The organism is uncultured Proteiniphilum sp. (genome assembly GCF_937873925.1).
Classification (GTDB): Bacteria; Bacteroidota; Bacteroidia; order Bacteroidales; family Dysgonomonadaceae; genus Proteiniphilum.
On sequence record NZ_CALNAT010000113.1, the window covers coordinates 1 to 13168 of the forward strand.

Sequence of the window (13168 nt, forward strand, 5' to 3'; positions counted from 1 at the left end):
TTCCGGCAGGGGGCCGAGATAAGTGTCCAGTATCCCCGAAAATCCGTCGAACCAGACGGGGGACAGGCCTCGTGCACTGATAATCCCATCCATATACCCTTTCAACACCTTATCCAGTTCGCTGTGATCATGTGTTTCGGTCCCGTAGTGGAGTCCCCGGTAAGCATCCTCCGGTATTATTCCATATTCATTGATTGTTTCTACCACATCGGCAAAAGACCCCCCTGCTGCAAAATTGAGGTTACCATGCAGACGGGCATATTTTTGCGCCTTATCTTCATAGTTTCTGCGTACAATATACATTTCTGAGAGATCAAACTCCCCTTTGCCCATACGGATCAGTTCCGATTCCAACATTCCCACACCCGAGAAACTCCAGCAGGTTCCCGAACTGGCCTGATTCTTTACCGGCGTAATGGGATTCTTCTTTATGACCGAGAAGTTATATGCTCTCTGCGCCGAAATGGTTACTACCGCCAAAAGAAAAATAAAGACCGCAATCAATCTGTTCATAATGATATTTATATTGTTATTTAGTAGTTAGTCGATAGTTATTCAAATTTACTTCGTAAATTGAGATGTTTTCTGCGCTCGACGTAGTCAAACCAAGTTTTGCCTCTGTACCCGCTTATCGAAAACATTCAATGGTTTTTCCGCAATAATACGAACGCCATGAATGAATAACGTGCAAAGCGCGAATAACGGCGAAGCCGAATAACAACAGAGTTGAATAATGGCTTAGCCGAATAACGCGTGTAGCAAGCAAATAACAGCCAGGCTGAGTAACGTGCGAAGCACAAATATAACGCAAATCGGGGAATTTCTGCTGTTTTTTACGCGGCTATTTCTATAAAAAGTCAAAAAAGAGGTATCTTTACGACCTCAAATAAATTATTTTGATATGGATGATTTACAGCCTAAAAGGAGAAGAAGCCGCAAGGGACTGAGATGGTTCTTCGGAATATTGATACTTGCCCTCGGGATTTTTGTGTATGTACGTTACTATTATGTATTTGGAACAGGGGTGAAATCGGGAGAACTGAACTACCTGGTCTACAAGGGGGTCATCTTTAAAACTTATGAGGGGAAACTGATCCAGTCGGGTTTCCGCGCCGACAAACCCGGTGGTTTACAGTCGAATCAGTTTGATTTCTCGGTAGAAGACGAGGAAATTGCAAAGCGACTGATGGTGTCGGGCGGCAAGAATGTACAGTTACATTACAAGGAATATTTCGGCGCGTTACCCTGGCGGGGATATACTAAATTTATCGTGGACAGCATCGTCATGATAAAGGAGAAACCCGACAATCCGGAACTGGAAGAGGAATTAACTCCCTATATCCTTGAATCGATGTAAGGAGGAGGTTGATGGCGCGAAAGAAGTTCTATGCCGTTTGGAAGGGAGTAAAACCGGGAGTCTACAGTTCATGGGAAGATTGTAAGGCACAGGTTTCCGGTTTTGAGAACGCCCTCTACAAATCGTTTCCGAGCCAGGAGGAAGCTGAAAAGGCTTTCTCCGGAAATCCATGGAAATCCCTGAACAATCAACCCCGGATAAGAGTAAAATCCGGTACCACGCCCAAACCGGCAGAAAAATTCTTACCGGAAAGCATCGCCGTAGATGCCGCCTGTAGCGGGAATCCCGGCCTGATGGAATACCGCGGCGTATTTGTGGCGGATAGTACGGAGATCTTTCATGTCGGCCCCATGGAAGAGGGAACGAACAATATCGGCGAATTCCTTGCCATTGTACATGCACTGGCACTGCTGAAAAAGAAAAAAAGCATCATTCCCGTCTATTCCGACAGCGTAAATGCCATTAAATGGGTGACAAATAAAAAATGCAATACCAAGCTGGTACAGACTGTGGTAAACAAACCAATCTTTGACCTGATTGAACGTGCAGAGATTTGGCTTCGATCCCACAGTTACACCAATCCGATCCTGAAATGGGAAACAAAACTGTGGGGTGAGAACCCTGCCGATTTCGGGAGGAAATGACATTCGGGATCCCCCTTCATAATCCAATGCTTGCGCATATCATTTGAACTTTTGATCCGCGGAAATAGTATCTTCCTGAAATAATTCCGGATAATATTTACCAATAAGTTTCTGTTCATCTTTTTTTAATTCATATAATTGCCGGGGAGTATCCTGAGGCCGTAATCCCTTTTGATTCAATACGTTCATTAAGCTCCAATCTTTGGATGGTTTATCAGGAGAGGGATCGGCAGGCTCCTGAGCCTTCAAGTCATACCGGGTGAAATCAATCACATAGGTTGGCGAACCTTTTTTATGCCAGTCACGTAAGAGGGCCAAACGAAATTCTTTATTCATAAACCATTTAATTTCGAGGTTGTTATATGAATCTCCCAGCCCGGAACCCCGTTCTTCAAACCGGTAATTCCAATCATCATTCGATTTATATTGATTCCGCCAGATCGTGCCAAACTCACCGAAAGTTACAAAATGCGTATCAGGCCACCGTTTTTTTGTGTCTGTGACCCACATTTCCATTGCGTCGCAGATCAAGTCTTTCCCAAATTCATGTACCATTTGTGCTTCCCAGATATTGGTTACCCATCCGAAACCATTCAATTCAAACCCTTTATCAAAGTGAATGGACTGAGTATGCATTACTTCCCGATGGCCAAGGTCGAGTCCCCAACCTTTATAAGTTTCAATCGGACCTACTCCCCTGCGGCTATTGTATCCTTCAATCCCGTGTCCTGTTTGTCCGCTACGACGCGCACAGATAAAGTCCATGGTCCACCCATCCAGATTGACACAATCAATAAAATCACTTTTCCCTTGTGCCGGTTTACAGAAATGTTCGGTAGAAGGATAAAAGGGATAAGAAGGAGAACCGTCTGCACCACCTCCGTCGATATTATGTTGGCTCCAAATAACAGCATGGGCTACATGGATATTTTCTTTCTCTGCCAGATATTGTAAGTTGTCGGCAGACAAGAAGCCCCCCATGATTGATTGCGGTCGATAACCGTCACCCACTAATTCGGTAATGATCCGGAGTGCTTCCGATATTTCGCGATTCACTCTTTCTCGCGGTAGATACATCGCGGGGAAATATCCGGGGAAATAAGTCACCTCATCTCCATATTTTCTTTGGCACTCTACTACATACTGGCGTATTTGCTGGTAATTTTCACGTTCATCTTCCAGTGCATTCATTGTGAATCCCCATGTTAAACGGCCATCAGGATTGTTTTTGGCAAAGGATTCCCGCAACGAACGTACCCCATCGAGCGTATGCCAGTCTGCTTCGTTGCGGGGATGAAGTTTTACATCCCGCGAAACTTCCCACGGAGTGGTACGTATCATGATACAAAGTGTCACGAACCGATTCCCATTTAAAGTCAAGGGAACCTGGGTTGTTGAAATGTCCGGTTCTTTGGAATATGAAAAAACCGTGTAAGCCGATATTATTATGAATGACAATAGAATTTTTTTCATGGGAGCGTATCTTTATTATTTTTCTTTTGTACTGTATATTACAGCTTCATTTATTTGTTTCACTTTACTCAAATCCATCTTTTGTACCTGACGGTCGTAAGTAACCAAGCCGTTTATCTCATGCTCCACGTCCGTAGTCTGCGTATATACGGCAGCGCTTAGTCCGTAATATCTTACCATTTGTTCCAGTTCGTTGAGCATTAAAATGTAGGTATCCGTCAAGCTCTCTTTATTCAGCATTATTTCATAAGCGTTGTTGGGTACAGGCCATAAATGCTCCCGTATGAACAAGCCTTTTCCTCCAAACTCACCCAGTGAGGCAGCCCGTTTATTATCCGGCCGGGGCATTGCTTTTATTTCTATCTTGCCATAATGATGCAGGTCTACAAAATCTCCATTACCCGGATCTCCGTATGCCGGCCGGTAAGCCGGTGCGTTATTGTATCCTGAATTACCGTTTACTAAACGACTTGAATCATATTTTTTTGTCCAATCCGTAATATCGGTTACATCAAAAGCTCCCCAGTTTTCATTGAAAGGAATCCACGTCACAATAGACGGTGCATTCATATGTTGGTCGATCATTATTTTCAATTCCTGCCGGAACTGGGTCCGGACAGCAATGGAATCCACATCGTCCGGTTCCCATAAATTGGGCATATCCTGCCATACGAGCAAACCCAAACGGTCACAATGATAATACCAACGTTGGGATTCTACTTTGATGTGTTTGCGTATCATATTAAACCCCGCCTGTTTGGCAAGTGCTATATCATATAACAAAGCCTTATCCGTGGGAGCTGTAAATATGCCGTCGGGCCAGTAGCCTTGGTCTAAAAGGCCAATCTGGAAAATAAATCTCCCATTCAGCAGTACACGGTTAACGCCATCGATTTTCCCAATCGAGATGGAACGCATTCCGAAATAAGAGTCCACTTTATCCGTTACTTTTTCCTGACAATCTTGCAACTCCAATTTTAAATCATACAAGAAAGGATCGTCAGGGCGCCATAAACGGGGATTTTCAATCGGAATACAAAACGCCTTGTTCGTTGTTCCTTTCGCTGTGGCTATTTCTTTTCCATTGTCTTGGACAATTGCCAGCACATTATAGTCTGGCGCATCGCTATAGACTGTAACTTTCAGGCGATTATTGTTTAAATCGGGAACCAATTTGATCCGTGATATATATTGTTCTTCCACCGGTTCCAGCCAGACTGTTTGCCAAATACCGGAAGTAAACGTGTAGTCGCCCCGGGCACCATTTTTTCCGCAAGCCGATTTACCGTCGTTTGGATCATGAGCTCCTACGATAAGGATATTTTCTCCCGCTTCCAAAAAATCGGTAATATCAAATGTAAAGGCATCATATCCGCCTGTGTGTGTACCTACTTTTTTTCCATTCATAAAAATCGTTGCAATATGGTCTACAGCCCCAAAATGCAGTAGGACTTTTTTATTATTCCAATCATGGGGAATCGTAAACTTCCGTCGATACCAGAGATTTATCTCTTGGTTACGTCCTATTCCGGATAGTTCCGACTCAGGAGGAAATGGCACACGTATTCTCTCGAGATTCACTGGAAATTCCGGGACAATAGTAGCCGATGCGGGATTTATCAATTCTTCACCACCCATATAATCCCACATACCGTTCAGATTCAACCATTTCGACCGCACCATTTGAGGGCGCGGATATTCAGGTAAAGGGATTTCTGCCTGGATTGCTTTCTCAGTCCATGGTGTAGGTAAAGTAAAGGATTCTGAACTCTGAGATCTCAATTCAGATACTCCAGCCATTAAAATCAGACAGTATATCCAATATATATACTTTGGCTTTTTCATCTGTAATTCTTTTATAGGACATTCTTACAACCCACAACCAGCCTGTTTCCGGAAGGTATTAACCGGAAAACAAATTCGTCTGATGAGTTTCCTCCTTCAATGGAACCCTTTTCACACATAATTGTATAATCAAAACCACGGAATGTAGCATTTATTTTCTTCGTTTCAAATGAGAGGAATGGCAATTCCACATCGTTCGCTGTCGTAAGTTCAAGTATCCAGTTCAAGCCTTTTTCCTGTGGCTCACATGATACTTCGAACCGGTCTTCATAAAAAATAATGTTGAACGTATTCTCATTTTCGTCTTTACAACTTACTTGCAAAACATCTTTACTGATTTCCTTCACAACAGGATCTTTAAACAGAATTTCTGATCGGCTCTTATTTTTGTCAACTTTCATAATACGTAAACCGGCTCTTTCATCTGATGTACTCCATATAAATCCGTCCACCACAGGAAGTGTGAAATAGAAAAACTGATTACCTTCTCCTGCCTTATCATAATAGGGTGATTTGAATTTTTCATCAAACAGATGGATATCACGGAAACGGAATGATTTACCTTCCCACAGCAAATTCGTGCGATAATAGCGGCTGTTAAACCAGACACTCTTTCGACCTTCATTACGAATATCAGTAAGTGTCGTGACTGCTGTTGGAGGAGTATGCTTAAATTGCTCTTTAAACCATTTCCCGGATGTTTCCAGTGTCTCCAGCTTGATTTTACCGGCAATCCTTAAAGAATCAAACAGAGGGAATTGCATTTCGAGTCCTTTTTGCATAGCTTTCCAGGTAAAAGAATTCTCCTGTCCTGCCTGTGCATAATTAAATACCAGACAAGGCTGATCTACGATAGATTCCAGGAAGTACTCTACCCATTCTTTATTCATACCCGACTCCTTATACACCGGTTCAAGCGAAATAACGCCTTGTCTTCTTCTTCCTAATCCTATATCGTACTGATAAATCGGATCACTGCCCAGCATACGGAATATAGGCACAGGGATCTGTGCTTCTTCTGTTTGTGCAGGCATATATGCATTGGTACGACTGGGATAATATGCCTGGTTCCAATAGCCTCCCCAAAGGGTATAACCATCTGTTCCGATTTGATCCTTACAATTACATGAGGCTACGATTCCGTATTTTTCGTACATATATGCCAGTGTATACGAATCAATAAACCATGACCCAATGGATTTTGGATAGTAACCATATATTTCTTTGAACTTTGTCATGTATACATCCACCAATTGCTCCCTCTCCCGGGAAGTATATCCGGTCGTAAAAGCGATATTCGCATGCGAGACCCATGAATGTTCGCCCCGCCATTTAATTCCGGCAGCTTCCACATGCGGTTGTGTAATTTCCCACCATGCACCCAACTCACAATTAGCTGGAAGCTCTTTTTTCATTAACTCCTGGTATTGAGGGTTGATCAAGGCGTCATATTGAAAAAGGAAAGTTGCCGGAAAATGATATTTGTTCACCAGCTTAATTTGTTCCTGTACAGTTTCAAACAACAGCCGGTCCGAGTCTTCCACACGATAATCCGTCTGACGGATAAAATTGATGATGTTAATGATCCTCGGAGCATCCGATATATACACATCTGAAACATCTTGATTTGATTTGCTGGTGCAACCCATGCATATCGTACTTAGGAATAATACTATTACTGTTACTTTTTTCAAGTTCATACAAATTAGTTAGTTTCACATAGTTGCAAAATACATACGGGGATATCATCCCAGGTAATTATAATATTGGCAAAGATATACAGAGCCGTTATGAAGATTTTGTTTTTTTAATTAATGAAAGTAAGATAATTTCCGGCAAATAGGAGAGTGTATCAATCTGCCGGATTCTAATATCCCCCAAATATAGGGGGATATTAGAGGTTCAATTAATTAGACATTTTCTGCGCTCGGCAAAGTAAATAAATTCACTTTGCTCTCGCTTAACGAAAATGTTCCTTTTATCACCAGCCCGGATTATTTGGCAATAAATTCGGATTGAGTTTGGTTTCATCCAAAGGTAAGGAATAGTAATAATTCTTGGGTGCAACAAATTTGCGGTTCGCTGCAGGCTCTATAATATAAAAGCCATCCGCATCCACATTTGCAGCTTCTGTGGCACTCAAAACCCCTTCCTCTTCATACTCTGTACCGGTATATTTAAACCCTTTAATAGCTTGTACCAACTCCGTTTCCGCAGTTTTCCAGCGCCTCAGGTCATCCCGCCTGAAACCTTCAAAACAGAGCTCTACCGTACGTTCGCGACGAATTTCGGTCCGCATGTCAAGACCGTTTGCAGAGACGAACGCATTCGTAAGAGGAGGCATCTCGATACCCTTACGCGAACGGATCACATTGATCGTGTTGTTCAGTATTTCATCGCTAATTGCGCCGTCCTTTTCGAACGTAGCTTCCGCCAGAACAAGTAGCACCTCAGGATAGCGAATAATGTGACAATCATAAGTCGTCTGCTCATTTACAGTTCGGGCCTCTCCAATAAATTTCCAGAGTTTATATCCCGTCTTCGTATTGGGGCGGGAATTGAACAGAGGAGAATTGACCAATGCGGCATCCTGGGGATTCAGGAAAGTTACTCCAGGCATCAGGAATGTCTGGGTCATGCGGGGATCACGATTTTTAAACTCGTCTTCCATCTTTGCATAGCCTTCGAATCCGGAGTTTGGGGCTGTTATAGGCAAGCCGGTGCTCTTGCAAAGATACATGTCGGCCAACTTCTTCGTGGGAGAACTTCTGTCGCCCCAGTAGGCCACGTGAGATGTCCCATGCATCCGTATTTCCGCAGCATAACGGTTAGCAAGGATTGATTCGGAATTATCGTCCCCTTCCTCAATAAACAGGTAGCGGTAACTTTCATCACCCATACCTTCCCAGATGGAATATTCACCGCTCTCTCTCACTGCTTCGGCGGCAACTATAGCTTGATTCAATAGTTGCGCATAATCGTCGCGATGGCCGTGATACTTGGCCCATGTGCCGGCAAAGAGTGCGACTCTCGCCTTCAGAGCCAACGCTGCTCCCTGAGTGATGCGTCCCTTATCGGCCGCTGCAACATTTTTTTGCAACGGTAATTTCGACCAGATTGCCTCCAATTCTGAGAGGATGAAGTCCTCTATTGTCGCCTGGGAATTCCTCGTGCCGTACAGTTCCGGTGAATCTACATTCAATGTTGCAGTAATGAGTGGAACGTCATTATACCTTTTCATCAAACGCCAGAAAGTGTATGCCCTGAAAAAACGGGCTTCGGCGACATAAACTTCGATCCCCGCGGCATCACCGACGTATGACCCGGCCTTTTCGATGATTTGATTACAGTCACGCAGATCAGTGAAACGGTCATTCCAGTTGCCGGTTTCGGCGTTAGGAGCGATATAGGTGCCGCTACTTACGCTGTTCGCACCTCCGCCGAACGCGATATCACTCTCGTTGTCGTCCGTATTGAAACTTTCCATTCTGCTGTAGAGGCGATTTGCCGCTTTCTGGAAGTCAGACGGGGTTTTCCAAAATTGAGGATCGCTCAAGTTTTCTTTTGGAAGTAAATCTATATCCTGACAACCCGGTATTGTCGTCAGTATTATACAGAGTATTGAAACTGCTGATATTATTTTCTTCATAATTGTATATTTTATAAGGTTAGAAAACAAAATTAAGACCCACCGAGTAATTACGGGCGAACGGATATTCCCTGTAAGTACCTCCTTCTTCGGGATCCCAACCGCCGGGTGTATTATGAAACTCGAACAGATCCTCACCGCTAAAATACACACGAATCCTTTCCAGTTTCGCTTTTTGAGTGATTCCTTTAGGAATGGTGTATCCCAATTGCAGGTTCTTCATCCTTACATAAGCCGCATTAAACACCGTATTGGTAGATGTATCATAGTTGTAGTTCTTTCTGGTGCCGTCGTTCGATATCGCAGGATATTTGGCATTTGTTCTCTCGGCAGTCCACGTCTTTCCATACCAGAATTCCGGAGACTGGTACCACTCGGCAGCAAACGGCATTCTATTCTCTTCCTGAAGGAACATGATGCGCTTGCCCACCCCCTGGAAGAACATACCTAAGTCGAATCCTTTCCATTCCATTCTGATGTTCACACCGAAGTTGTATCGCGGGTTGGTATTGCCCAGATAAACCATATCTCCTTCTCCATCGGCAAACGCCGTCAGGTTGCCGTCGTCGTTCAGGTCTTTGTATTTTGCATCGCCAACTTGTATTCTCCTGTCTTGTATGACTCCGCTGTTGGGAAAACGGGCTTTGTATTCGGCAAGTTCCTGTTCGTTCTGGATGATACCATCGAACACATAACCGAACCACGAATCCATCGGATAACCGACGGGTGTTGCGTTGTTTCCCTTGCTGATAATGGAGGTTCCTATCCTGCTAACCACCTTGTTTTGGGCATCGCTTACGTTCGCACTGATCGAATATCTGAAATCACCGATCCGGTCTCTCCATCCCAGAATAGCCTCCCAGCCATGAATTTCCAGTTTTCCACTGTTGGTCGAGGGAGCAGAGATTCCTAATACGGAAGGATAAGTCACAGGGATCAACATATTATCGTTATTTTTCCAGAAGTAATCGAACGATCCATAGAGTCTGTCTTTGAGGAAACTGAAGTCCACGCCTACGTTTGTCGAAACGACAGTCTCCCATGTACGCGAAGAGGAGACTAAATTAGACTGTTTAGCCATCTGTCCTTTTGTGTTGGTTCCGAACGGATAGTAATCAGTGCTGATATTTATCAATGAAATATAATCATAATAACCTATACCCGACTGATTTCCCATTTCTCCCCAGGAAGCCCTGAATTTAAGATCATCGAAGATGCCCAACGATTTTATCCACTGTTCATCACCTATTCGCCATGTCGCGCTCACTCCCGGAAAATATCCCCAACGTGAATCCGAAGCAAACCGGGAAGATCCGTCGCCGCGTAGTGTGGCTTCGATGAAATACTTACCCACAAATCCGTAATTGAGCCTCGAGAAGAAAGAGTTGATGGTCCACGCATTACCCTGACTTGAAGCATCCTGATCCTGTGGACTGCCCAAATTGACCGGCATGTGTTCCTGCTGGTCGAAATTGATACGCTTTGCCCAGAATTTGTCATAGTCGGCAGATTCGTGAGAGGTACCAAACATTATGCCGAGATCGTGCTTCTCTCCGAACATTTTCTTGTACTCTGCATAGAGAGTAAAGTTTTTGGAGAGGGTTTTGGAGTAATTGCGTTCGGCGCTGTTCGGGAATCTATTCTTCCCTGAATTTTCATCGAGCCAGTTGTTGTAGTAAATACCCTTCATCACTCTATATTCATCGGCATCGCTCTTTCGTATTGTGGCCCGTCCGATAAGGTTCAGTCCGTCCACTATCTTCCAGGTCAGCGAGTTGTTGAATGTGAAATTACCCGATACTCTCTCTGTTTCACCGCCCTCCACCAATGCTTGGGCGGGATTGACAAATCCCTCGAACGTGTAGAACCTCCCTGCCGGATTATACATGGGAGTCCAGGTACGTGTCTTGTATATCAGTTCCCACACGCTTTGTCCCAGATCCTTGTTGATAGCCGAAGAATAGTCCCTATCAACCGCATCATACGACACATTGATATCGTAGTTCAGGTTTTTTGCTATTTCCACATTTGATTTCAAACGTACATAGTAACGCTGGTTCAAATCCTTTCCGTAATTAAGTAACCCGTTTTCCCTCTGGTGACCCAACGAGATCAGATATGTGTATCTGTCTCCGCCACCGGAAATACCTACATTATAGTTTTGAAGACTTCCGTTCCCTATCATCATCTCGTTCCAGTCCTGATTCTTGTAGAACTTTGGTTCGAGGTTGTTCCATCGTCCCCACGGAGTCCCCGGAAGTATCACCTCATCGCTGCCCTGTCGTATTTTCTCCAACTCCGCTTCCGTATATTCTGTACGGAACGAACCATCGGTGATCTCGAGCGCCATTTCGGCATGCTGTAAAAGATTTGCGGGCTTTCTCAACAATGCAGGAGTCTTTATCGAATAAGACGCATCGAAAGTTACTTTCAGCTTTTGATTCCTGTTCGCATTTTTCGTTGTGACCAGCACCACGCCGTCGGCGGCACGCGCTCCGTAAATAGCTGCCGTTCCATCTTTCAAGACAGATATATTCTCTATATCGGCAGGATTTATCGTACTCAGGTCTCCTTCTGCCCCATCGATCAGGATCAGTGGAGAGCCCCCGTTGACGGAAGAACGGTCACGAATACGCATAACAATCTCTTGGTTGGTCGGATCACCGCCCTGGCGTATTATCGTCAGGCCCGGGATCTCGCCCATAAGCGCACTCGAAGCATTTTGTACCGGACGCGATTGAAATACCTTTGAGTCAGCCGTGGCTACGGCACCTCCCAGGTTGGCTCTTTTTACTGTTCCATAGCCAATTACCACTACCTCATCCATCACCTGCACATCCTCTTTCATCGAAATATTCACCATTTGCCGGTTTCCGACAGGTTCTTCAATCGTCAAATATCCAATATAAGAAACCTGTAGCACGGTATTTTCCGGAACTTGCAATGTAAAATTCCCGTCAATATCCGTTACGGTACCGTTGGTTGTGCCTTTCTCCATAATATTAGCACCTATTACCGGCTCGCCGTTCTCATCCGTCACTTTTCCTGAGATCTGCCTCCTCTGCTGCTGAATCACTTCCCTGACCGTCTCCTGTTGTGGCGATTTTGAAATATAAACCTGCCTGTCGGATACTTTGTAAATGTTGTTGGTTCCGGCAAACAGTTTATCCAGCACTTCACTTATCGTTTCCTTTTCCACACTAATCGACACTACTCGATCTGGATCGAGAGTTTCACGATTGTAGAGGAAAATATATTCGCTGCTTTTCTCTATCTCATTAAAAACTTCACGCACAGTTTTGTTCTTCATTTTCAGGCTTAAAGTAGTAACCTGGGAATAACTGTTGCCTGCATAACTGATGCTTATTCCTAAGATAAGGAATAGTGCGACGAGCTTCATGATTTTAAAAGTTTTTTGAGTATTAGCGATTTTTAGGAGATTGCTAATTTTTTTTGTCATATATTTGTCTTGATTTAAAGGTGATATACTATAGTTTACTTTTTAATCACTGGATCGGATGGTGTTTGGCGACGTTGTCCGATCTTTTTGTTTAGTCCTTATCCTGAATCTTCCATGGGTTTTTTATTTTTTCATGTTTATACTCAACTTATTAAACTCATAGTCAAAAATATTTTTGACAATTCTCTTCTTACTTCGTACTCACTCTATACGTTCCATTCTCTTGTTCCACTTTGATCCGGAAAGAGAAAGTAAGTCCGTTAAGTACTTCTCCAAGGTCGTTTTTCAAATCAACTTTTCCCGTACATTTCTGATTTGCAAGTCCTTCATCGAACAGGATTTCTTCACCATAATAACGCGAAAGTTTGGTCATCAAGACATCCAGCCGTTCATCTTCTGCATACAGAATACCTTGCACCCAAGAAATATATTTATCAACATCCACTCGTATTACGGAGGTCTGCCCCGCTTTGTTATCGTACATTTGTGAGGGCGTCAAATCGATTTTCTTAGAATTTTCATTTGAGGTTATTTGTACCGCCCCCGAAGCGAGCACGACTTGTGTTCCGGCATCTTCTTCATAGGCCTGCACATTGAATTTTGTGCCCAGCACACGAACCGCGATTTCGCTTGTTCTGACGATGAAAGGTTGTTTTTCATTATGAGTAACATCCAAAAACACTTCACCGTTTACATAAATTTCCCGTGTATCGCCCATGAAACGATTGGGATAAACCACC

9 protein-coding genes are annotated in these 13168 nt (G+C 43.8%); 2 read left to right on the forward strand and 7 right to left on the reverse strand.

From position 1 onward, the window contains the following. Positions 1 to 513 (reverse strand): C1 family peptidase (locus Q0502_RS07515; protein ID WP_298649153.1); only part of this gene is annotated, 513 nt, incomplete at its 3' end. 388 nt (positions 514 to 901) lie between these two features. Between Q0502_RS07515 and Q0502_RS07520 the strand changes: the two genes are divergently transcribed. After that, positions 902 to 1357 (forward strand): hypothetical protein, encoded by a 456-nt coding sequence (locus Q0502_RS07520; protein ID WP_298649155.1) that lies wholly within the window; start codon positions 902 to 904, stop codon positions 1355 to 1357. 11 nt (positions 1358 to 1368) lie between these two features. Next, positions 1369 to 2001, forward strand: a complete 633-nt coding sequence (locus Q0502_RS07525; RefSeq protein WP_298649158.1) for a ribonuclease H family protein — start codon at positions 1369 to 1371, stop codon at positions 1999 to 2001. 39 nt (positions 2002 to 2040) lie between these two features. Here Q0502_RS07525 and Q0502_RS07530 read toward each other — a convergent pair whose 3' ends face one another. From Q0502_RS07530 to Q0502_RS07555, 6 genes are all read right to left on the reverse strand, one after another. Next, positions 2041 to 3474, reverse strand: a complete 1434-nt coding sequence (locus Q0502_RS07530; RefSeq protein WP_298649161.1) for a DUF3863 domain-containing protein — start codon at positions 3472 to 3474, stop codon at positions 2041 to 2043. Positions 3475 to 3489: 15 nt separating this feature from the next. Continuing rightward, entirely contained in the window at positions 3490 to 5274 is a 1785-nt protein-coding gene (locus Q0502_RS07535) for a sugar-binding domain-containing protein (RefSeq protein WP_298649163.1), read from the reverse strand. Positions 5275 to 5330: 56 nt separating this feature from the next. After that, positions 5331 to 6929, reverse strand: coding sequence for a hypothetical protein (locus Q0502_RS07540; RefSeq protein ID WP_298649166.1), 1599 nt, complete (start codon positions 6927 to 6929; stop codon positions 5331 to 5333). A gap of 371 nt (positions 6930 to 7300) precedes the next feature. Next, positions 7301 to 8968, reverse strand: a complete 1668-nt coding sequence (locus Q0502_RS07545; RefSeq protein WP_298649168.1) for a RagB/SusD family nutrient uptake outer membrane protein — start codon at positions 8966 to 8968, stop codon at positions 7301 to 7303. Positions 8969 to 8987: 19 nt separating this feature from the next. Then, positions 8988 to 12368 (reverse strand): TonB-dependent receptor, encoded by a 3381-nt coding sequence (locus Q0502_RS07550; protein WP_298649171.1) that lies wholly within the window; start codon positions 12366 to 12368, stop codon positions 8988 to 8990. A 250-nt stretch (positions 12369 to 12618) separates the two neighbouring features. Beyond that, positions 12619 to 13168 (reverse strand): FecR domain-containing protein (locus Q0502_RS07555; protein ID WP_298649176.1); only part of this gene is annotated, 550 nt, incomplete at its 5' end.